This is a genomic window from Pseudomonas sp. MWU13-2517, assembly GCF_023242545.1.
Lineage (GTDB): Bacteria > Pseudomonadota > Gammaproteobacteria > Pseudomonadales > Pseudomonadaceae > Aquipseudomonas.
On sequence record NZ_JALMFA010000016.1, the window covers coordinates 15,052 to 36,993 of the forward strand.

Here is a 21,942-nt window from a genome sequence, read left to right on the forward strand (position 1 = left end):
AGCAACGTAATACGCCACGTCTACGGCAAAACTCACCAGGCTCTCAGGGAATTGCCTTTGGTAATCTGCTCGTACATCCGCACCCTACGGTGATTGCGCGCATAACCGCCCATCGCAGATACAGTGCCGCTTTGAATGTGATCGAGATAACGGAACATCTTTCGCGGTGAAATAAAACGCACCTGGTAGCCCTGGGCAGTCATTCGATCCTGCAGTTCATACCCCGGATTGCGTCTGTCCATTTGAAAGTGAAACCCGTGTTGCTTGATGAGTTTCGCATTCCAAAGCGTGCAAAAGCTCTTCAGGTGAACCTCTCGATACGGCTTGGGCGCCCTCGCCTGCACACCGAGCGCCAATAGACTCCGTCGGGCGTAGTGTTTGCAAAAACGTGAGGCCAGGCGCCAGGCCGAGCGAACCATACCTCGATCCAGTTGCTCCAGGCACCCGACGGCGGCCACTTCTCGCGGCCCCTTGCATTGCTCGATCATCATGGCAAAGACTGCCGGGTCATAGATGAAGGTGTCGGTGTGCAACAGAAACAAATAGTCGGTTTCAACCCGCGCCAGAGCAAGATCCAGAGCCCGGCCATGGGCAATGTTTCCCGCCTCGGGGTCGCTGTGCTTGCGTTCGATCAATTGAATCCAGTCGAGCGTGCGCAAGTACTCGCTGCTTGCATCGTCGGATTGGTTATCCACCACAATCACCGGAACACTTGCCCCGCGCAGAGCCTCCTGCAGAAGCGTGAGACAGGTTTTGGTCAGATCAAGTGTTTTGTAGTTAACCAACGCAATGCTGTAGTTGGCTGTCGTTGTAAGTGGACCGGACATAATCTATGGAACCTCGATGATTTAACCGAAATCGCGCAAGACGGTCTTAACGTTGTAGAGACGTTCTCACGGTCAATTCGAACGCGAGACATCATTGCTGGAAGTGTTCTGATTGCTGGCAGTGGCTGTAGCCGTGGTAGACCCTGACTCTTTGAGCGTGGTCATGGCGGTTGCCCTTGCCGCTTCCATCTTGGCTGTCACGGTGTCGCCACCGCCTTCCGCCATTGCGGCGACGGAGGCAGTCATCAAGGTCACGATCACAAGGGCTTTAAGGCTTTTCATGAGTGTTCTCCGGGAGTGAGTTGAGCCAACACAGGTGTGTTGGCTTGGACTCATCCTGGGGCTCACCGCCTTTCGCCCTGTTCTCCGCTGAATAAATTTTTTGACAGGTTGGCAGCGCTTTGGCTTCGTTCAGTGCTGCATCAATGCTGGCGGCGCTTCATCCAGAACGCGGAGGCGGCACGCCGAGGCACTGGCTCGGGCCTGCTGAACCTGTCGCGAAATCCGGGGTTGATTGTCGGCACTTCGGCCCTCGGCGCCGGCGCTGAGGCAAAAAGTTCGGATCAATGGGTGCATGGATGCACTCGGATCGCGCATCATGGGCACTTTCAAGCTCAAGGGTAACGTCCATGCGCGTTCTGTCATTGATGATGGGTCTTACGACGCTGGCCGCCACTACGGTGTTCTGCGCCAGCGCGATGGCGAATGAAGAAAGTCAGTTGGTACAACAGATCAACCAGTACCGCAGCCAGGTGCAACGCTGCGGTGACCAGGGTTCCCAGGAACTGCCGCCGCTGACCAGCGACACACGGCTGGTGCTGCCGGCCACCAATGTCGGCGATTTGCAGCAAGCGTTGGCGCGGGCTGCGTACCCGATGGTCAACGTACAGGCCATCAGCCTGTCCGGGCCCAAGGATGCACAGGCGGCGATGAAAGCCGTACGCGAGAGCTTTTGCCGGGTGGTGCTGGACCCGCAGTTCGTCGACATCGGCGTGAGCAATAGCGGCCAGGACTGGCGCATCGTCCTGGCGCGCCCGCTGCTGACCAGCGGTCTGGGCGACTGGCAGACCGAAGGCAAGCAACTGCTGAACCTGATCAACGCCGCCCGTGCCCAGGCGCGCCAATGCGGCACTCAGGCCTTCAGCGCCACCACGCCATTGTCGTGGAACGACGACCTGGCCGGCGCTGCCAACAATCACACACGCAACATGGCCAACGGCAACTTCTTCGACCATCTGGATCACGACGGCCGCACCCCGGGCGACCGGGCCGAGTTGGCTGGGTACATTGCGAAGAACATCGGCGAAAACATCGCCGCCGGCCTCGATACTCCACGTAAGGTGGTGGACGGCTGGCTCGCCAGCCCAGGGCATTGTGCCAACCTGATGAACCCGCAATTTCGTGAATTGGGCGCGTCTTACGCGATGGACCCGAAGAGTGATGCGGGGATCTACTGGACGTCGGATTTCGGCGCGCAGTAGTCGATGTGCAACGACCCGGACTGCCAAGTGTGTGCCTATTCACATGGAGATAGCATCAAATCGCCATCCCCTGGATAATCGCGCTGAACTGGCAACGTTGATTTCGGTCTTCTGCCTGTTGGCCTGACTTTCAGGCATCGACAGCCCGTGGCAGACAAGGTGCACCCACAATGATGAATTGGCTGCAAAGCAGCAGCGACATGGCCGAGCAGGTACGACGGCATGATTGGTCCGCCACCCCATTGGGGCCACTGGACCAATGGCCCGACGTGCTCAAGACCACCGTCGCATTATGCTTTGCTTCAAGCTTCCCCCAATCCATCGCCTGGGGACCGTCGCTGATCACCCTCTACAATGACGCATTCGTGTCGATTCTGGGCGACAAGCCGGCCGCATTGGGACGCCCGTTCAGTGAGGTGTGGCACGAGGCCTGGGACGACATCGGGCCGATCGCCAATGCAGCCTATCAAGGCCATGCCACCTATATCGAAAACTACCCCTTGGTGATCGAGCGTGGCGCAGGCGCAGAGCAGGCGTACTTCACCTTTTGCTACAGCCCGATCCGTGACCCTCAAGGCGTGGTCGTGGGCATGCTCGACACGGTCACCGAAACCACGACCACCGTATTCCTCGCCCGCCGTCTTGCCGCGCTGGATGCCATCGGCAGTGCCGTGGCCGGCGCCACCGACGCACAAGCCATCATGAGCATCACCACGCGCCTGCTGGCCGAGCACCTGCAGGTGTCCAATTGCGCCTACGCCGATATGGATGCCGATGAAGACGGTTTCACCATTCGCGGCAATTGGGCCGCGCCTGGTTCGCCGAGTATTGTCGGGCGCTACCGCCTGGCGTCGTTTGGCGAACAGGCCGTGCGAAAACTGCGCGCGGGCGAGCCCCTGGTGATTCGCGACAACCGTGTGGAGTTCACACCCGAGGAGTCCGCCCGCTACCTGGCCCTGGGCGCCACGGCGACAGTGTGCTTCCCGCTGATCAAGGACGGTCGCCTGACTGCACTGATGGCCGTGCACGACAAAGCGGCGCGCGCCTGGTCGCCCTATGAACTGGCGCTCCTCGGTGAAGTCACCGAACGCTCCTGGGCGCACATCGAGCGGGTGCGCGCCGACGCCGCCGTGCGCGAGGGCCTGGCGGCCATCACCGAACTGAACGCGACCCTGGAGCAACGGGTAGAAGAGCGCACCACCGCACTGACCCAGGCCGAAGCCGCACTGCACCAGTCGCAAAAGCTGGAAGCCATCGGCCAATTGACTGGCGGCGTCGCCCATGACTTCAACAACTTGCTGACGATCATTCGCTCCTCCGTGGATTTTCTGCGCCAGCCGGGGCTGTCCGAAGACCGTCGCCAGCGCTACCTAGGCGCCGTCTCAGACACTGTCGAGCGGGCCAGCAAGCTCACCAGCCAGTTGCTCGCGTTCGCCCGCCGCCAACCGCTGAACCCGGAAGTCTTCGACGCGGGCCTGCGCGTGCAAAACATCGGCGAGATGCTCGAAAGCGTCACCGGCGCGCGCATTCATGTAAAGGTCGAACTGCCCGGACACCCCTGCCATGTACGTGTCGACGCCAGCCAGTTTGAAACTGCGCTGATCAACATTGCCCTCAATGCACGCGATGCCATGGACGGCCAGGGCACCCTGACCCTGCGCGTGGCCCACGTCTCGGCGCTGCCACGCATCCGTGGCGATGCCCCGGCCCAGCAGCCGTTTGTGACCGTGTCTCTGGCCGACACGGGCACGGGTATCCCGTTCGAGACGTTCGAGCGTATTTTCGAGCCGTTCTTTACCACCAAGCCGGTGGGCAAAGGAACCGGCCTGGGATTGTCCCAAGTGTTCGGGTTTGCCAAGCAGTCCGGCGGTAACGTCGATGTGGCCAGCACCCCGGGCCAGGGCACGGTGTTTACCCTTTACCTGCCCGAAGTGGAAGCCCCGGTGGCACAGAGCGCGCCGTCGACCCTGGACTGCAACCCGGCGCGGGACAAGGCCGTGGGTCATATCCTGATCGTCGAAGACAATCTCGAAGTCGGCCGTTTCGCCAACCAGATTCTCCAGGACCTGGGCTACCAGACCACCTGGGCCACCGATGCCAGACAGGCACTGATGCTGGCCGGCGAGGACGCCATGGTGTTCGACGGGATTTTCTCGGACGTGGTGATGCCGGGCATGACCGGCGTGACCATGGTCAGGTTGTTGCGCGAGCGGCGCCCGGCCCTGCCCGTGGTACTCACTTCAGGCTACAGCGAAGAGCTGGCCGACAGCGGCTATGAAGGCTTCGAGTTTCTCGCCAAACCCTATTCCGCCGACCAGGTAGCACGGGCGCTGGCCAGATCGATGCACAGGGACTGAGCCCTACTTCGCCACGGCCACCTGGTTACGCCCCATGGCCTTGGCGTGGTACAGCGCCTTATCGGCGGTGTTCATCAGGCTGTGCAGGTCCTGATCGAGACTGCGTACGACGGCCACTCCAAGACTGGCCGTCAAGCCCTGTACCGGTTCGACAGTCAGATTGGAAATGGTGTTGACCAATTGCTCGGCGATATCGCGCGCGGTTTCCAGCGAAGTGTTGGGCAGCAACACCGCAAACTCTTCGCCGCCGAGGCGACCATACACATCCGTCTGGCGAAACGATGCACTGATCACCCCGCCAATCTGCCGCAATACCTGATCGCCGGCCTGGTGACCATAAGTGTCGTTGACGTTCTTGAAGTGGTCCATGTCCATCATCAAGGCGCACACCGGTTGCTGGTTATGACGACATTGCGCATACAACCGCTGGGCGTGTTCGAAGAACGCACGGCGATTCATCAGACCGGTCAGCTCGTCGGTCTGGGCGGCGCGCGTGGAGATGTTATGGGCGCGTTCCATTTGCCGGGTCAGGCGAAAGGCTTTTTCCAGAGCGTCGGAAAATTTACGCGTGGCGCTGATCACGAAGGTCGAAAACACCAGCACTGCAATCCCCACCCCCACTTGCATCAGTGTCGGCTGAAACAGCAACCACAGCGTGCACGGCAGCAGCACCAGGGCCATGGAGCCCAACGTCATGTAGCGGTAGGCCGAATAACTCGACACGGCACTGACAGACATGCCTACGACAAACAACATCACCAGCAACTGGGACACGCGGTCATCTTGAGGCATCACCGCCAACGCGCCGCTGCCCCAGATACCGGCCGACAACATCAGCGTCATCCAATAACGCCGTTCCCAGCGCGCGGGCGTGCGCTCGACCTCGGGGCAGCGAAACCACTCCATGAACATCTTCAGGCGCAGCGACGAAGACACCGCGAGCGCCACCAGCCAAACGAGCATGACCTGGTGGTCGAAACGGTCCCAGCACAGCCAGCACAACATTGTGGCGCCCAGGTAACTGCCAAAGATCGCGGCGAACGATTGGCGAAACAGCTGGTGCAAACGGTCGGTTCGCACCTGCTCTTCGATCACGCAATCCGGGTCCAGCCCATGCCCAAGGTTGCTCATGAAATCCGCCTGCTTCGATTGCCATGACAAAGCCAGCATTGTGGCACTCAGCCAGCAGCCGGGACAACCGTCTCGCCGGTCCCAGAGCCCTTAAAGCCCTTCCGGCCGCAGAATCAGCACCCCCAATGGCGGCAGATTCAACGACAGCGACACCGGTTGCCCGTGGCGGGGTTCTTCCTGGGTGAACACGGCGCCTCCATTGCCGTAATTGGAGCCGGCGTAGGTGTCGGCATCGCTGTTGATGACCTCGCTCCAACGTCCGGCAAACGGTACACCGACGCTGTAGGCTTCGCGCGGCACTGGGGTGAAGTTAGCCACCACCAACACCGGCCTGCCCTCCTTGCTCCAGCGCAGCCAGGCATAGACGCTGTTGATTGCGTCGTCGCCGATCAGCCACTGGAAGCCTTGGGGCGAATCGTCCTGGTCGTGCAGCGCAGGCTCCTCGCGGTACAGGCGGTTGAGGTCACCTACCAGCTTTTGCACACCCTTGTGTTCTGCGTATTGCAACAGGTACCAGTCCAATTGCTGGTCGTGGTTCCACTCGCGCCACTGGCCGAACTCACACCCCATGAACAGCAGCTTCTTGCCCGGGTGCATCCACATGAAGCTCAGGTAGGCGCGCAGGTTGGCGAACTTCTGCCAGCGATCGCCAGGCATCTTGTCAATCAGCGAGTGTTTGCCGTGCACCACTTCATCGTGGGAGATCGGCAGGATAAAGCGCTCGGACCAGGCGTACACCAGCCCGAAACTCAGCTCATTGTGATGATGGGCGCGATACACCGGGTCTTGCTGGATGTAATGCAACGAGTCGTGCATCCAGCCCATATTCCATTTGTAGTTGAAACCCAGGCCACCCTGTTGGGTAGGTTGGCTGACGCCAGGCCAGGCGGTGGATTCCTCGGCGATCACCAGCGCACCGGGCGCTTCCAGTGCGACCACATCGTTCAAGTGGCGCAGGAAGTCGATGGCTTCCAGGTTCTCCCGACCGCCATGGCGGTTAGGCACCCACTCGCCGGCTTTGCGTGAATAGTCGCGGTACAGCATCGACGCCACCGCATCCACCCGCAGGCCATCGACATGAAAATGCTTGAGCCAGTGCAACGCCGAAGCCAGCATGAAGCCATGTACTTCGGTGCGCCCCAGGTTGTAGATCAGGGTGTCCCAATCCTGATGAAAGCCTTCCAGCGGGTTGGCGTATTCGTACAGCGCGGTACCGTCGAACTGCGCCAAACCGTGGGTATCGGTAGGAAAATGCGCCGGCACCCAATCAAGAATTATCCCGATATCGGCCTGGTGCAGCGCGTTGACGAAATAGCCGAAATCCTCCGGCGAACCGAATCGGGCGCTTGGCGCGAATTGGGACAATGCCTGATAACCCCAGGAGCCACCGAACGGATGCTCCATGATCGGCATCAATTCGACATGGGTAAAGCCCAATGACTGCACATAGGGGATCAGGCGCTCGGCCAGTTCACGCCATCCATATTGGCGGGCCACTTCGCCCGCCTCGTCCAGTTCGCATTGCCAGGAACCCACATGCAGCTCGTAGATCGACAACGGTGCCGTGGTCTTCTGTCGTTCGCTGCGTGACTGCATCCACGCGTGGTCCTGCCAGTCCACCTGCAACGGCGCGGCGACTTTGGACGCAGTATCCGGCGGCAGCTGGGTGGCCAAGGCCATGGGGTCGGCCTTGAGTGGCAGAATTCCGTGGGCACCGAGTATTTCATACTTGTACGCCGCGCCCGGTTGCAGGCGAGGAATGAAGATCTCCCACACCCCGGAAGGATGGCGCAGGCGCATCGGATGGCGGCGTCCGTCCCAGATGTTGAAATCGCCCACCACCGATACGCGCCGGGCGTTCGGTGCCCACACGGCAAAACGCACGCCCTGTACACCATCCACCGTGGTGACCTGGGCCCCCAGGCAACTGCTCAGGTCGCGATGATTGCCTTCGGCAAACAGGTACAGGTCCATTTCGCCGAGCAGCAGTTGGCCGAAACTGTAGGGGTCCTCGGTGATTTGCTCACCACCGGCCCACTGGATTTTCAGCAGGTACGCCTGGCGCGTGCCGAACTGCCCGACAAACAAACCTGGCACCTGGGTCGACTCCAGGCTGCCGATCACCTCACCGCTATCACGGCTCAAGACCTGGACACTCAGGGCCTGCGGCAAAAAGGCGCGGATAAATTGGCCGCCCTGCTCGTCATCGTGCGGCCCCAGTATCGAGAACGGGTCCGGGTGCTCGGCGCGGACCAACGCTTCGACGTCCTTGGACGCCGGTATTGCAGTCAACTTGGGCTGCAGCGGTTCTTTATGCGTATAACTCATGACGTTTCCCCACCGCGTGCATTTTTCGATATAGATTCAAGCCCACTGAGCAAGCTGTGCAGACCCTGCAAGGGCACCGGCAACCAGCTCGGGCGGTTTTCCGCTTCATAGGCCACTTCGTACGCGGCCTTCTCCAGGCTGAACAACGTCAGCGCTGCATCCTGGCCACCGGCATCCTGCCAGTCATGCGCCAGTGTAGACGTCGCCTCCTGATAAGCCTGGGTGAACGCGTGCCTTGCCTCTGTGAGGTAGCGATCCGTCACGCGTTTGCGTGCACGCTCGGCCTCAGGCGAGTGGTCCACGCCTTGTCCTTGCGCACTCAGGGCCATCGCCGCCGCGTAATCAAAGGAGCGCAACACGCCGCTCACATCTTTGTAGGGGCTGTGCTTGCCACGCCGTTCATGCAGCGGACGCGCCGGCTCCCCTTCAAAATCGATCAGGAACGCATCCCCCTTGACCACCAGCACCTGACCCAGGTGCAAGTCACCATGCACCCGAATCCGCAGCCCGCCCGCCGAGGCTTTCGCCAGCGCCTGGACATGACCGCCGATGGCCTTTTTCTGGCCCAGCAATTCACTGACCAACGCCTGATCGGCGGGGTTCAACTGGGTTTGGTGAACTTTAAGCAATTGCAGGGCACGCTCGATCTGCGCGCCGACATCCTTGGCCCAGGCCTGGGTGTGCTTGACCGTGGTGGCTTCGGGCTTGAAGTCTGGGTTGGTGGTCGGCGCCGCCAATGCCTGGTGCATCTCACCCAGCCGCTGCCCCAGCAACCCGGCGAAATCCTTGAGTTCGCCGAGGGCGTTGTAATGCTGTTCCTGTTCGGACACCGCCTCCTCAAGCTCATCGCGAATTGCCCGCTCCAGGTTGTTTTGCGTCCAGGCCCAGGCATCGCCCTGATTGCTCAAGTAACCCTGGGCAATCATCAACAGGTTGTCCTGGCCCTGGGTATCGCGACGAATCACCGAACCCATCAGCGGCGAGATATTGGGATAGCTGGCGGCGGTCAGGTAAGCGCTCATTTCCAGTTCCGGGTGTACGCCGCTGCTGACCTTGCGGATGAGCTTGAGCACCAGACTCTCACCCACCACCACCGAGCTGTTGGACTGCTCGGCCGAGAGGTAGCGCACCTGCGTGGTGTCTGTCAGCGCCAGACTACCCAGATGGGACGTGGCTTCAAAATGCAGATCGCCTTCAACGGTGTTCAGCACCGAACCGGCTTGCAGGCCCTGGATAACGGCGCGGACGAAGTGCTCGAGGCTGAACGCATCGGTTACCAACCCGACTTGACGTGCCCGGCGCACCCGGGCCATGGCCAGTTGCTGGGGCAAGGCGCTGGTGAACTGGTCTTCGGCAAGAAAGCCGAACGGCAACTGGTAACGGTTGACCTGGCCGCCGCTGGTCACATCGATTTCGCTGAGCAGCACCGGCTGCCCGGCGTCGCCGAACCGCACACCATAGGCGATATGCACACGGTCGATGGTGGCGTCCTTGCCGGCAAACCAACGGCGCTTGGGCAACCAGCTCGGCAGCGAGGTCTGTTCCAGGGTGGTGCGACACGGTTCTTCGAGTAGTTCTTCCATGCGTTTTTTCAGGACCAGGGTGGTGAAGTCAGGCATGCTTTGCGCCGGTTCCACATGCCAACTGGGCATCTGGTTCTGCGCCGCGAGCACGAACCAGTAGAAGCCATACGGCGCCAGAGTCAGCAGGAAATTCAGTTGGCCGATAGGCGGGAACGCGTTACCACCGAGCATCTCCACTGGCACCATGCCGGCGAACGCCGACAGGTCCAGCTCGGCGGCCTGGGCGCTGCGTGACACGTTGGCCACGCACAGGATGATTTCGGTACGCCCGTCTTCCCCGGTGTACTCACGGGTATACGCAAGAATGCGGCGGTTGCTCGGCGAGAGCATCTTCAGGCTGCCCCGCCCGAACGCTTTGGACTGTTTGCGCACCGCCAACATGCGCCGGGTCCAGTTCAGCAACGAATGCGGATCCTGGGTCTGGGTTTCGACGTTCACCGACAGGTAGCCATATTGCGGGTCCATGATCGGCGGCAGCACCAGGCTGGCCGGGTCGGCGCGAGAGAACCCGCCGTTGCGGTCGATGGACCACTGCATGGGTGTACGTACGCCGTCGCGGTCGCCCAGGTAGATATTGTCGCCCATGCCGATTTCATCGCCGTAATACAGCGTCGGCGTGCCGGGCATCGATAGCAAGAGGCTGTTGAGCAACTCAATACGGCGGCGGTCTCGCTCCATCAGCGGAGCCAGGCGCCGACGAATGCCCAGGTTGATCCGCGCACGACGGTCGGCGGCGTAATAGTTCCAGAGATAGTCACGTTCCTTGTCGGTGACCATTTCCAGGGTCAGCTCATCGTGGTTGCGCAGGAAAATCGCCCACTGGCAGTTGACAGGGATCTCCGGTGTCTGGCGCAGAATATCGGTGATGGGAAAACGGTCTTCCTGGGCCAGCGCCATATACATGCGCGGCATCAGCGGGAAGTGAAAAGCCATATGGCATTCATCGCCGTCATCGCCGTTTTGCTCGCCGAAGTAGAGCTGCGTATCTTCCGGCCATTGGTTAGCCTCGGCCAGCAGCATGCGGTCGGGGTAATGGGCGTCGATTTCGGCACGGATCCGCTTGAGCACGTCGTGGGTTTCAGGAAGGTTCTCGTTGTTGGTGCCATCGCGCTCGATCAGGTAGGGAATGGCGTCCAACCGCAAGCCATCGATGCCCATGTCGAGCCAATAACGCATCACCGACAATACCGCCTCCATGACCTGCGGGTTATCGAAGTTCAGGTCCGGCTGGTGCGAATAAAAGCGGTGCCAGAAGTACTGGCCGGCGACCGGGTCCCAGGTCCAGTTGGACTTTTCGGTGTCGAGGAAGATGATGCGGGTGCCGTCGTATTTCTGGTCGTCATCGGACCACACGTAGAAATCCCGCGCCGCCGAACCCGGCTTGGCCTTGCGTGCGCGCTGGAACCAGGGATGCTGGTCGGAAGTGTGGTTGATCACCAATTCAGTGATGACCCGCAGCCCGCGCTTATGCGCCTGCGCAATAAAGCGCTTGGCGTCGGCCATGGTGCCGTAGTCGCTGTGCACCCCCTGGTACTCGGCGATATCGTAGCCATCATCGCGGCGTGGCGAGGGATAGAACGGCAACAGCCAGATCGTGTTCACGCCCAGGTCGGCGATGTAGTCGAGCTTGGCGATCAGGCCGGGAAAGTCGCCGATGCCGTCGTTATTGGCGTCGAAAAAGGATTTGACGTGAACCTGATAGATCACCGCATCCTTGTACCAGAGCGGGTCTTTTATGAACGTGGCAGGCTTGGGGTTCTTCGCCATTGGAAACTCCTGGAATACTTGATCATCGGCCTGAAGGACTCATTGCAGCGGGAAGGGGCTCACGCCCGGTTACGCTGAGTCAGCCATACGCGAACTGGCCGACACGTCGCTATCGGGGGCGAGCCCCCTCCCACACTTTTATTTCCAACAGACTCAAGAAGTGGTGATGCGCCAGATCCCAAACGGCATCTGCGGTTCAAGCCGTGTCCACTGGGTCTTGCCATACCAGGTCCAGCGATGGCCGCTCATCAGATCTTCGCCCTGGGTCTGGGCGTCGTCCGGCAGCCCCAGTTCCCACAACGGCAGTTCGAAGTGAGCTTCCTGGGCGTTATAGGGATCGAGGTTGATCGCCACCAGAATGAAGTTGTCGCCCTCCTCGCTGCGCTTGCCGAAATACAGGATGTTGTCGTTCCAGGCGTTGTACAGCTTCAACCCCAAATGCGTGTGCAACGCCGGGTTTTGTCGGCGGATACGGTTGAGCTGGGCGATCTCGGCGATGATGTTGCCGGGCGCGGTAAAGTCCCGTGGGCGGATCTCGTACTTCTCGGAGTCCAGGTACTCTTCCTTGCCCGGCACGGGCGCGGATTCGCACAGTTCGAAGCCCGAATACATGCCCCACAACCCCGAACCCATGGTGGCCAGCGCGGCGCGGATCAAGAAGCCCGGGCGACCGGACTCATGCAGGAAGCCGGGGTTGATGTCCGGCGTGTTGACGAAGAAGTTCGGCCGGTAGCACTCACGCCACGGCGACTGACCCAGTTGCGTCAAGTATTCGCTCAACTCGGCCTTGGTATTGCGCCATGTGAAGTAGGTGTAGCTCTGGGAATAACCGACCTTGCCCAGGCGCGCCATCATTGCCGGCGTGGTAAAGGCTTCAGCGAGGAAAATCACCTCGGGATACTTGGCACGCACATCGCTGATCAGCCATTGCCAGAACGGCAGCGGCTTGGTGTGAGGGTTATCGACACGAAAGGTCTTCACGCCCTCTTCCACCCAGCCCACCACGATGTCGCGCAACTCGGTCCACAAGCTTGGAATCGCATCGGCGGCGTAAAAGTCGACGTTGACGATGTCCTGGTATTTTTTCGGTGGGTTCTCAGCGTATTTGATCGTGCCGTCCGGGCGCCAGTTGAACCAGCCCGGGTGCTGCTTGAGCCACGGATGGTCCTGGGAGCACTGGATGGCGAAGTCCAGCGCGATTTCCAGGCCATGGTCGGCCGCGGCCCGGACCAGACGGCGGAAGTCGTCGCGGCTGCCCAGTTGCGGGTGAATGGCCTCGTGACCGCCTTCCTCGCTGCCGATCGCGTAGGGGCTGCCGGGATCCTCGGGCCCTGCCGTCAACGCATTGTTCTTGCCCTTGCGGTGGCTGCGGCCAATCGGGTGGATCGGCGGGAAATACAGCACGTCAAACCCCATGTCCTGGATCATCGCCAGGCGTGAATGCACATCGTTGAATGTGCCGTGGCGCGCCGGATCGTCGGTGATCGAGCGGGGAAACAGCTCGTACCAACTGGCGAATTGCGCGCGCTCGCGCTCCACGTCGATCGGGTAGATCGTACTGATGCTCAGATAGGCACGATGGTCGGCCTGGGTCATCAGGTGTGCACTGTCTTCGTGCAGAAACTGGGCGACCTGCTCGGTTTCCAGCAAGCCGGAGAGTTCGTGATGCAGCAGCATCAGGCGGTCGCGCAGCTCATTGTCACTGCGTTCGGCGGCCTGCAACACCAGGCTGCGACCTTCCTGCAACTCCAGGCTGACCGGCACTCCGGCCTCGTGTTTCTTGCGCAACTCGTAGCAGAAGCTGGCGAAGGTATCGATCCAGGCTTCGATGCAAAATTCGTGGGGGCCTTGGGTCGTGACGTTAAACCCGCCTTCCCAGCCGTTGTTGCCGACATCCGTCATCACCACGCTGTGCCAGCTTTGCTCATGCAAGGCCCGCCAGCGGATCAGCACCGCAAGCTGGTCATGGCCGTCGGCAAATACCTTACTGGTGACGTTGATGCGCTGCCCTACCACAGCTTTCACGGCGAACTCGCCGCCGTCGATCACAGGGGTGGTGCTTTCAATCGCGATCCTGGGCAATAACAACGCCTGGGACAGCGGCAATCGGGAATCTTCTGGAGCCTGTGTTTCAGCTGTCATCGAGCCTATCCCCCTAACGCCTTGCGGACGCGCTTGTGTGCTTGATCCGAATTCCGATACGCCAGTGCTCTTCCTGAGCAGGGCCGTCATAGGTCCGAGCCTGGGCCTGGGTTAAAAGTTCAGGTGGATATGCCGCCATCGGGCGGGAATCAATTCGCTCAGGTGGCTGTCCACCGGTAGAGCAAAGCACAAAGGAGGCCACACCGATGACTATCCCGATCCCGGCTGAAACCCCGGACCCGAATATCGACAAACCCACGCTGCCGCCGACCGAGCCGGAGCCGATTCCGGAGAAGGAACCACCGGAAGACCAGCCCCCACCGGTGCAAGAACCGCCGACAACCATGCCACCGGTGATCGTCAGTCCTTTTCCAGCCGCTTGACGATCCGCGGCATGATGCTGAACACCGCCAAGGCCAACAAAGTGCTGAGCACCGCCGTGGATTCACGCCCCATCCCCGCCGCCACGCCAATGGCGGCGGTCATCCACAGGCCTGCGGCAGTGGTCAGCCCTTTGACGTGCTGACCCTCCTCATCTTCCTTGCCCTTGAGAATCGTGCCGGCCCCCAGAAAGCCAATGCCCGCAATGACGCCCTGCAATACACGGCTCATGGCGTCCGCCTGGCTGCCGGACATCTGGGGCACCATCACGAACAAGGCGGCTCCCATTGCCACCAACATGTGGGTACGCACCCCGGCCGCCTTGCCTTTTTGTTCACGTTCAAACCCGAGAATGCCCCCCAGGATCGCGGCGATCACCAGCCGCACAGTGACTTGGGTGAGCTGCCTGGCATCGCCGATATCGGCAAACTCGGCCACAAGGGTCCGCCACACTTCATGCCACCACGCGTCCATGGAACCTATCCTTTTTTATGATCGTTACTGGATGGACAGCGGCGACCGTCAGTCAGTTGCCTGGAACACCCGGCAAACCACACGCCCTAAATTGCATCAACTGGCATAAGAGAGGAAATCACCATGCCCGTCCGTATCGAACACCAGACGTGTTACTTCAAGGTCGATGAAAACGGTCAGGAGCAACGCCTGAATGCCGCCGACGTAACGGTGAGCACAGACAGCGCCAAGTCCATGTCGTTTGTGGCCCTTGAGGGTCAGCGCATCTACATCACTGAAGCGCAGGCGGATGCATTGACCGTGGCAGGGGCCACGGATGGGCGCGAGCATGTGAAGGCGACCGACGATGGTTCGGTGATTTGACCGACCTGTATCAGCTGTACCTCAAACCTGCCCTGCACCCCACACGAAATGGGGTGCAGCACATTGTCGCAGTGACCGCATCAAAGCCCATCTGATCCGCTTTTTATCGCCATAGCTGAGTCTGTTATGCAAACAGAGCCACGCGCATAGTTCATTGGCCTGATGGAGGCTGATGAGCGAACGACCATGAGCGAACGAATCCCAACCGTGGAAACCTTTGAGCCCCTATACCCAAAGAAGGTAAAGGCCAAATCCAGCGACAACCTGATCCATACCCGCAGCTTTACCGGCCTGTTCCGCACTCTGCGCGTGACCGGCGCCGGCTTCCTGTTCCTGGCATTTTTCGGCACTGTGTGGCTGAACTGGGGCGGACGCCAGGCGGTACTGTGGGACCTGGCCGAAAGTAAATTCCATATTTTCGGGGCGACCTTCTGGCCCCAGGACTTCATCCTCCTCTCGGCGCTGCTGATCATCTGCGCCTTTGGCCTGTTTGCCATCACCGTTTTCGCCGGACGCGTGTGGTGCGGTTATACCTGCCCGCAAAGTTCGTTTACCTGGCTGTTCATGTGGTGCGAGAAAGTCACCGAAGGCGAACGCAACCAGCGCATCAAGCTGCAGGCGGCCCCCTGGAGCCTCGACAAACTGGCACGGCGCTCGGCCAAGCACACCTTGTGGCTGGGCATCAGCGTGCTGACCGGCTTGACCTTTGTCGGCTATTTCACGCCAATCCGCCCCCTGGTTGCCGACCTGCTGACCTGGCAGATAGGCGGCGTCAGTCTGTTCTGGGTGCTGTTCTTTACCGGCGCGACCTACATCAATGCGGGCTGGCTGCGCGAAGCGGTGTGCATGCACATGTGCCCCTATGCGCGATTCCAGAGTGTAATGTTCGATAAGGACACCCTGACCATTTCCTACGATGTGGCCCGTGGCGAACAGCGTGGCCCACGCAAACGCGAGGTGAAACCCGCCGACGTCGGCCTGGGTGACTGCATCGACTGCCAACTGTGCGTACAGGTCTGCCCTACCGGCATCGACATCCGCGACGGCTTGCAAATGGAATGCATCGGCTGCGCGGCGTGCATCGACGCCTGCGACTCGATCATGGACAAAATGGGGTACGCCCGCGGCCTCGTCAGCTACACCTCGGAACACCAACTGCAAGGCGGCAAAACCCACCTGCTCAGGCCGCGCCTGATCGGCTACAGTGCGGTGTTGCTGGTAATGATCGCCGCGTTGGTGGTGGCGCTGGTGCAGCGGCCGATGGTATCGCTGGACGTGACCAAAGACCGAGGCATGTTCCGCGAGAACAGCCAGGGCTTGATCGAGAATATCTACAGCCTCAAGGTCATCAACAAGACCCAGCAACGCCAGGACTACCGCCTTGAACTGGAAAACGCCGAGGGTTACCAGCTGCAAGGCAAGACCGAAATCAGCCTGGCACCGGGGGAAATCAGCGACATACCAGTGTCGGTGGTACTGCTGGCGGACAAGCCGACAAGCAGTTCACAACCCCTGCGCTTCAAGGTAACGGATGTGGATGAGCCTTGGATCCATAGCGCCGCCGACAGCCGCTTTGTGGCGCCGCTGAACCGTTGACAACACAATGTTGAAAGAAAAGATCACTCAACAAACGATGGCGCTACCTTGCTACTTGCTTAGCTTTGCTTTGCTTTGCTTTGCTTTGCTTTGCTTTTGATCTTGATCCTAGGCGCCCCGTTAAACCACGCTGGCCGAACGCAGGCTTGAATCCGTGGGTAACCCGGCAGGACGCCGGGTTAGCCGTCCTGGGCCAGGGATGGCCCATGACGGCGGCCCACGGATTCAAGCCTGCGTTCGGGCACACCGAGCCTGAGCGAGGTGCCGAGTGGTGGGGCAAGAGCCTTTTTGGTTACTTTTGGGGCTCTTTCCAAAAGTGACCCGCCGTAAGGGCGGAACCCTAAGTCGCCGTTACCGCAGCAATGGATATGTACGCAGTCTGTTCCAATATCCCGGCCGGCTGACAGGCCGCCACGGGAGCAAGCTCCCTCACCACAGGTGTATAGGTACCACTGACTACCGGAAGCAAGCCCCCCCACTTTTTTTGCCGTGCCCAACCTGAAGAACTGCCTAAGGCCCCCATGAAACGCTACGAAAAATTCGCCGACGACATCGCAGAACTGATCCGCTCCGGCGTCCTCGGCCCCGGCCAGCGGGTACCGTCGGTGCGCTATGCCAGCCAGACCTACGGCGTCAGCCCCTCCACGGTATTCCAGGCCTACTACCTGTTGGAACGGCGTGGACTGATCCGCGCACGACCGCGTTCGGGCTACTTCGTCAACACCCATGCACCCAGCCCGTTTTCCGAGCCGGTGGTGAGCGAACAGGTGCACGAGTCCACGGAAGTGGATGTGAGCGAACTGGTGTTTTCGGTGCTCGACTCCATCAAGGACCCGAATACCGTGCCCTTCGGCTCGGCGTTCCCCAGCCCCCTGCTGTTCCCGCTGCAACGCCTGGCCCGCTCCCTGACCCGTGCCGGTCGCGAGATGGACCCACGCCTGGTGGTCACCGACATGTCGCCCGGCAATCCGCAACTGCGCCGACAGATTGCCCTGCGCTACATGGTGGGCGGGCTGATGCTGCCCATGGAGGAACTGCTGATCACCAACGGTGCCCTCGAAGCCCTGAACCTCTGCCTGCAAGCCGTGACTGAGCCCGGCGACCTGGTAGCCATCGAAGCGCCGGCGTTCTATGCCTGCCTGCAAGTGCTGGAACGCTTGAAACTCAAGGCCGTGGAAATCCCCGTGCATCCGCGTGATGGCATCGACCTCAATGCCTTGTCGCAAAGCCTGGAGCGCTATCCGATCAAAGCCTGCTGGACCATGACCAGCTTCCAGAACCCGATGGGTGCCACGCTGCCGGAAGCCAGGAAACAGGCGTTGGTGGAACTGCTGCGCAGCCACCAGGTGCCGTTGATTGAAGACGACGTGTACGCCGAGCTGTATTACGGGCAACAAGCGCCCAAACCGGCGAAAGCCTTCGACACAGAGGGGCTGGTGATGCATTGCGGTTCGTTTGCCAAAAGCCTGGCACCGGGTTATCGCGTCGGTTGGGTGGCGGCCGGGCGCTTTGCGCAGAAGGTCGAGCGCCTGAAGCTGATGACCTCGTTGTGCCCTTCCATGCCGGCGCAGGCGGCCATTGCCGACTACCTGCAACACGGCGGCTATGACCGGCACCTGCGCAAACTGCGCTATGCGCTGGAGGAACAGCAGAGTGCCATGCTCGCCGCCATTGCCCGTTACTTCCCGGCGCAGACGCGGGTCAGCCAACCGGCCGGCGGCTACTTCCTGTGGCTGGAACTGCCGGAGCCGACCGATTCGCTCAAGCTGTTCCAGATGGCCTTGGCCCAAGGCATCAGCATCGCGCCGGGGCCGATTTTTTCGGCAACCCGGCGCTTCAGGAATTGTATCCGGCTGAATTACGGCAGCCCCTGGACCGAGGCGTCGGAGAAAGCGATGGAGACACTGGGGAAGATTGTGCGGTCGTTTTGAGCTGGAACCACATTGCACAATGAACCACAAAGGGAAGCACCTCCTCCCACATCAAGCGGTGCTTATTTGCACATCGAATGTTGAGACTTCCCATGACCATTTATTCACCTGCCCACCCTGGCCCACTTCCTACGCCGCCCAATTACATGCGTGCAGAGGAACAGAAAAAACTCCGCGAGATGACCGCCCCCATGGGGCGGCCCGACGGTGACCATCGTTCGGCGGACGTGATCATTGAACAGAGCCCGATACTCAATGAGTTTCTGGGCAACCGCGACAACTACCACCTGCTCGATGAGCTCATGGCGCAGGTCGGTGACTGGACTCCCGCCAACAAGGACCCCGAGGCCAGGGCCAATGCAGCCTACAATCTGGAACAGGTGCTGCGGTTCATTGACAACCTCGATGACCGCTGCCTGAACGACAGTCATAGCCGCAACGGGAAAATCGACGGCCTATCCGGCACTGGCTACCGCATCGCACCCAACTCCGAAGCCAGTGTGCTTGAAGATTTTGCCCGCAAGGGTTACCCGGCGCTGCGCTATCGCACCTGACAACAGGCGGCGTTACCGGCCGCCGCCCAAATCGAGAAACGTGCCGGTGGTATAGGAAGCCTTGTCCGACAGCAGCCAGATAATCGCTTCCGCCACTTCATCCGGGCGCCCGCCACGGGCCATCGGGATACCGGACTCCAGCTTGCTGACGCGGTCCGGATCGCCGCTGAGGGCATGGAAGTCCGTGAAAATATAACCGGGGCGCACCGCGTTGACACGGATGCCCTCGCCCGCCACCTCTTTTGACAGGCCAAGGGTGAAGGTATCCAGAGCGCCTTTGGATGCCGCATAGTCGACATATTCACCCGGCGCCCCCAGCCGCGCCGCCACCGACGACACGTTGACAATACTGCCGCCCTGCCCGCCATGCTTTGGCGACATGCGCAACAGCGCATGCTTGGCGCACAGGATGGGGCCCAACACGTTGGTTTTCATGGTTTTCAGGATACGGAATTCGGACATCTCATCGACGCGCGACTTGTGCCCTACCGTGCCGGCGTTGTTGACCAGCGCAGTGACACGGCCCAGCTCGGCATCCACCCGATGAAACAGCGCGATCACCTCGTCTTCAATGCTGACATCCGCCCGTACGGCGATGGCTTGCGCCCCTGATGCGCGAACCTGATCCAGCACGCGCTGGGCAGCCTCTTCATCCGACTGATAGTTGATGCAGATGCGATAGCCCTGCCGAGCAGCCAGCAGGGCCGTCTCGGCGCCGATCCCTCGGCTACCTCCGGTGATAACGAGGACTTTATCCATGGGTGCTGCCTCCTGATTCAACCAAGCGTTTAGGGTTGAATTCAGAATACCCGTCACACGCCGTTTTTGTCAGGCACTGCCGCGCCTTCGGCACGCTGAATATTGGCCATGAAACTGTCAGCAGGTAACGGGTGGCCCAAAAAGTAGCCTTGCAGAGCGTCGCACCCCAGGCGTGTCAGGAAAGTTTGCTGGACATCCGTTTCCACGCCTTCGGCCACGATTCGCAACCCGAGGGCCTGGCCCAGCGCGACGATGGCCGAAACGATAGCCGCATCGTCGCTGTCATGCTCCAGGTCGCGCACGAACCCCCGGTCGATCTTCAACTCGTTGGCCGGCAGGCGCTTGAGGTACATCAGGCTGGAATAGCCGGTGCCGAAGTCGTCGATGGACAGGTCGACGCCCATGTCCGAGAGCTGCTGCAGTACCGTCATACTGGCATCGGCGTCGCTCATGGCGGTGGTCTCGGTGATTTCCAGGGTCAGGCTGTTGGCCGGCAACTGATGACGGTCCAGGGCAACGGCGACGCTCTTGACCAGACCGGCATGACAGAACTGCAACGCCGACAAGTTCACCGCGATTCGCCAGTCGTGATAGCCCTTGAGGCGCCACAGAGCCATCTGACGGCAGGCCTCATTAAGCACCCACTCACCGATGGGGATGATCAGACCGCTCTTTTCCGCCAACTCGATAAAGGTGGCGGGCAGCAACAGGCCCTGTTGCGGGTGCTCCCAGCGCAGCAACGCTTCAGCGCCGACCGCCCGACCACTGACTGCATCGAATTTGGGCTGGTAATGCAGGCGGAACTGCCGATGCTCCAGGGCATTGCGCAAGTCCTGCAACAACTGCAGCTGTTTGCGCGCGTTGGTGTTCATCGACACATCGAAGAAGCTGTAGCCATTCTTGCCCATGCCCTTGGCGTGATACATGGCAGCGTCGGCATTCATCAACAGCTCTTCGGGCTTACTGCCATTCCCCGGAAACAGGGCAATGCCGATGCTGGCGGATATCTTCAGATCGTGTTCGGCCACCGTGAATACCCGGTTTATCAGTTCGACCTGGCGCGCGGCCAGGGCCATCGCGTCTTCCGGCTGCATCAGTTGCACCAGGAGCACGAACTCATCGCCACCAATCCGCGCCAGGGTGTCCTGGCTGCGCAAGTCCTCGCGCAAGCGTAAACCCACTTCGCGCAACAACTGGTCACCCATATGGTGACCGAAGGCATCGTTGATCGGTTTGAAGCCGTCCAGGTCAATAAACATCAAAGCGAAGCAGCCACTCTGCTCGTGCACTGTCTGCATCGCTTGCTGGATGCGGTCGGAAAGCAACAGGCGATTGGGCAAGCCGGTGAGCATGTCGTGCAAGGCCAGGTGGGTGAGTTCCTGGTTGGCCAGCGTCAGGGAGTCGGCAAGCACGGCGGTACGCGCCTCCAGGCGAGCGTCGAGCAAGGAGGTCAACAGGGCAATGATCAGTACCGAGAGGCTGGTCACCAGCACCAGATTATCCAGGCCTTTGCCACTCAAGCCCGACAATGCCGCGCCGCAAAAACTGTCGTCGGCAAACTGGGCGGCCGCCATCCCGGTGTAGTGCATGCCGACGATGGCCACCCCCATGACCACCGCCGCACCTGCGCGCGCCAAGCGTACATAGGGCGTATTGCGCCGCAGGTTGAAAGCGATCCACAACGCAGCGCCCGAAGCTATCACTGCGATCAGCAAGGATGCGCCAAACAAGGTCGGGTCGTAGTCGATACCCGGCGTCATGCGCATGGCTGCCATGCCGGTGTAGTGCATGCAACTGATGCCCGCGCCCATCACCAAGGCGCCGAACAGCAATTGCCAAAGCGGCAGTCGTTGCTGGCTGACCAGCCATAGGGCAAAGCCGCTGGACAACACCGCGATCAGCAACGACAGCGCGGTGATGCCCATATCGAACCCCAACGCGAACGGCAAGCGCAGGGCCAGCATGCCGATAAAGTGCATGGACCACACGCCCACGCCCATCGCCAATGCACCGCCGGTCATCCATAAATAAATCGCGCGGCCCTTGGTCGTTGCGATGCGGCCTGCCATGTCCAGCGCGGTATAGGAGGCCAGTATCGCCACAAACAGGGAGATCACGACCAAAGAGGGAGAATAGCTACCGATTAGCATGGATTTCTCAGAACCTACGGGGCTGAAAAAAACCCGTACCAGATGGAAAAGGCGGCGATTGTAGCGAGAAAAATTATCGGAGGCTCGCTTAATCGTCAAAATGCCACTAGTGGCATTT

The 21,942-nt window shown here is 60.5% G+C and carries 16 protein-coding genes; 7 read left to right on the forward strand and 9 right to left on the reverse strand.

The features are described 5' to 3' along the window. Positions 1-32: 32 nt before the first annotated feature. Together M5B97_RS22100 and M5B97_RS22105 are read right to left on the reverse strand one after the other, a co-directional pair. Positions 33-827: a glycosyltransferase gene (locus M5B97_RS22100; RefSeq protein ID WP_248732651.1), complete on the reverse strand. Its 795-nt coding sequence runs from the start codon at positions 825-827 to the stop codon at positions 33-35. 72 nt (positions 828-899) lie between these two features. Further along, positions 900-1,109, reverse strand: coding sequence for a co-regulatory protein PtrA N-terminal domain-containing protein (locus tag M5B97_RS22105; RefSeq protein ID WP_248732652.1), 210 nt, complete (start codon positions 1,107-1,109; stop codon positions 900-902). Between the two features lie 347 nt (positions 1,110-1,456). Here M5B97_RS22105 and M5B97_RS22110 point away from each other — a divergent pair, with 347 nt between their 5' ends. Beyond that, positions 1,457-2,308, forward strand: coding sequence for a CAP domain-containing protein (locus tag M5B97_RS22110; protein WP_123718854.1), 852 nt, complete (start codon positions 1,457-1,459; stop codon positions 2,306-2,308). A gap of 170 nt (positions 2,309-2,478) precedes the next feature. Next, positions 2,479-4,665 (forward strand): ATP-binding protein, encoded by a 2,187-nt coding sequence (locus tag M5B97_RS22115; protein WP_248732653.1) that lies wholly within the window; start codon positions 2,479-2,481, stop codon positions 4,663-4,665. Between the two features lie 3 nt (positions 4,666-4,668). Here the strand turns inward: M5B97_RS22115 and M5B97_RS22120 are convergent, their stop codons facing one another. From M5B97_RS22120 to M5B97_RS22135, 4 genes are all read right to left on the reverse strand, one after another. Continuing rightward, complete coding sequence (locus M5B97_RS22120) at positions 4,669-5,835, reverse strand: GGDEF domain-containing protein (RefSeq protein WP_248732654.1); 1,167 nt, start codon at positions 5,833-5,835, stop codon at positions 4,669-4,671. 51 nt (positions 5,836-5,886) lie between these two features. Beyond that, positions 5,887-8,124, reverse strand: a complete 2,238-nt coding sequence (gene glgB, locus M5B97_RS22125) for a 1,4-alpha-glucan branching protein GlgB (protein ID WP_134660770.1) — start codon at positions 8,122-8,124, stop codon at positions 5,887-5,889. Further along, positions 8,121-11,474, reverse strand: coding sequence for a maltose alpha-D-glucosyltransferase (gene treS / locus M5B97_RS22130; RefSeq protein WP_248732655.1), 3,354 nt, complete (start codon positions 11,472-11,474; stop codon positions 8,121-8,123). Before treS ends, glgB begins: the two co-directional genes overlap by 4 nt. A 153-nt stretch (positions 11,475-11,627) precedes the next feature. Further along, positions 11,628-13,616, reverse strand: a complete 1,989-nt coding sequence (locus M5B97_RS22135; protein WP_248732656.1) for an alpha-1,4-glucan--maltose-1-phosphate maltosyltransferase — start codon at positions 13,614-13,616, stop codon at positions 11,628-11,630. 206 nt (positions 13,617-13,822) lie between these two features. Here M5B97_RS22135 and M5B97_RS22140 point away from each other — a divergent pair, with 206 nt between their 5' ends. Continuing rightward, positions 13,823-13,999 carry a hypothetical protein gene (locus M5B97_RS22140; protein ID WP_167659691.1) on the forward strand — a complete coding sequence of 59 codons (177 nt, stop codon included), beginning with the start codon at positions 13,823-13,825 and terminating at the stop codon, positions 13,997-13,999. Here M5B97_RS22140 and M5B97_RS22145 read toward each other — a convergent pair. Continuing rightward, positions 13,977-14,471, reverse strand: coding sequence for an MgtC/SapB family protein (locus M5B97_RS22145; RefSeq protein WP_134660773.1), 495 nt, complete (start codon positions 14,469-14,471; stop codon positions 13,977-13,979). The two genes, M5B97_RS22140 and M5B97_RS22145, sit on opposite strands and share 23 nt — an antisense overlap. Before the next feature lie 123 nt (positions 14,472-14,594). Between M5B97_RS22145 and M5B97_RS22150 the strand changes: the two genes are divergently transcribed. The 4 genes from M5B97_RS22150 to M5B97_RS22165 all read left to right on the forward strand — a co-directional run bounded on the left by M5B97_RS22150 (position 14,595) and on the right by M5B97_RS22165 (position 18,915). After that, positions 14,595-14,834, forward strand: coding sequence for a DUF3203 family protein (locus M5B97_RS22150; protein WP_248732657.1), 240 nt, complete (start codon positions 14,595-14,597; stop codon positions 14,832-14,834). Positions 14,835-15,020: 186 nt separating this feature from the next. Beyond that, on the forward strand, positions 15,021-16,430 hold the full coding sequence (gene ccoG, locus M5B97_RS22155; RefSeq protein ID WP_248732658.1) for a cytochrome c oxidase accessory protein CcoG: 1,410 nt from the start codon (positions 15,021-15,023) through the stop codon (positions 16,428-16,430). Positions 16,431-16,951: 521 nt separating this feature from the next. After that, entirely contained in the window at positions 16,952-18,361 is a 1,410-nt protein-coding gene (gene mapR / locus M5B97_RS22160; protein WP_123718845.1) for a GntR family transcriptional regulator MpaR, read from the forward strand. 92 nt (positions 18,362-18,453) lie between these two features. Beyond that, a complete protein-coding gene (locus M5B97_RS22165) occupies positions 18,454-18,915 on the forward strand; it encodes a hypothetical protein (protein WP_248732659.1) in 462 nt (153 codons plus the stop codon). Between the two features lie 12 nt (positions 18,916-18,927). Here the strand turns inward: M5B97_RS22165 and M5B97_RS22170 are convergent, their stop codons facing one another. Both M5B97_RS22170 and M5B97_RS22175 read right to left on the reverse strand, forming a co-directional pair. Then, a complete protein-coding gene (locus M5B97_RS22170) occupies positions 18,928-19,674 on the reverse strand; it encodes an SDR family oxidoreductase (RefSeq protein ID WP_123718843.1) in 747 nt (248 codons plus the stop codon). Positions 19,675-19,727: 53 nt separating this feature from the next. Then, positions 19,728-21,824, reverse strand: coding sequence for an EAL domain-containing protein (locus M5B97_RS22175; protein ID WP_248732660.1), 2,097 nt, complete (start codon positions 21,822-21,824; stop codon positions 19,728-19,730). Between the last annotated feature and the right edge of the window lie 118 nt (positions 21,825-21,942).

Coding starts and splice junctions, on each gene's coding strand:
- M5B97_RS22120 (WP_248732654.1), bottom strand. CDS start 5,835: ATGCTGGCTTTGTCATGGCAATCGAAGCAGGCGGATTTCATGAGCAAC.
- M5B97_RS22100 (WP_248732651.1), bottom strand. CDS start 827: ATGTCCGGTCCACTTACAACGACAGCCAACTACAGCATTGCGTTGGTT.
- M5B97_RS22175 (WP_248732660.1), bottom strand. CDS start 21,824: ATGCTAATCGGTAGCTATTCTCCCTCTTTGGTCGTGATCTCCCTGTTT.
- M5B97_RS22105 (WP_248732652.1), bottom strand. CDS start 1,109: ATGAAAAGCCTTAAAGCCCTTGTGATCGTGACCTTGATGACTGCCTCC.
- M5B97_RS22110 (WP_123718854.1), top strand. CDS start 1,457: ATGCGCGTTCTGTCATTGATGATGGGTCTTACGACGCTGGCCGCCACT.
- ccoG (WP_248732658.1), top strand. CDS start 15,021: ATGAGCGAACGAATCCCAACCGTGGAAACCTTTGAGCCCCTATACCCA.
- mapR (WP_123718845.1), top strand. CDS start 16,952: ATGAAACGCTACGAAAAATTCGCCGACGACATCGCAGAACTGATCCGC.
- treS (WP_248732655.1), bottom strand. CDS start 11,474: ATGGCGAAGAACCCCAAGCCTGCCACGTTCATAAAAGACCCGCTCTGG.
- glgB (WP_134660770.1), bottom strand. CDS start 8,124: ATGAGTTATACGCATAAAGAACCGCTGCAGCCCAAGTTGACTGCAATA.
- M5B97_RS22150 (WP_248732657.1), top strand. CDS start 14,595: ATGCCCGTCCGTATCGAACACCAGACGTGTTACTTCAAGGTCGATGAA.
- M5B97_RS22115 (WP_248732653.1), top strand. CDS start 2,479: ATGATGAATTGGCTGCAAAGCAGCAGCGACATGGCCGAGCAGGTACGA.
- M5B97_RS22140 (WP_167659691.1), top strand. CDS start 13,823: ATGACTATCCCGATCCCGGCTGAAACCCCGGACCCGAATATCGACAAA.
- M5B97_RS22145 (WP_134660773.1), bottom strand. CDS start 14,471: ATGGACGCGTGGTGGCATGAAGTGTGGCGGACCCTTGTGGCCGAGTTT.
- M5B97_RS22165 (WP_248732659.1), top strand. CDS start 18,454: ATGACCATTTATTCACCTGCCCACCCTGGCCCACTTCCTACGCCGCCC.
- M5B97_RS22135 (WP_248732656.1), bottom strand. CDS start 13,616: ATGACAGCTGAAACACAGGCTCCAGAAGATTCCCGATTGCCGCTGTCC.
- M5B97_RS22170 (WP_123718843.1), bottom strand. CDS start 19,674: ATGGATAAAGTCCTCGTTATCACCGGAGGTAGCCGAGGGATCGGCGCC.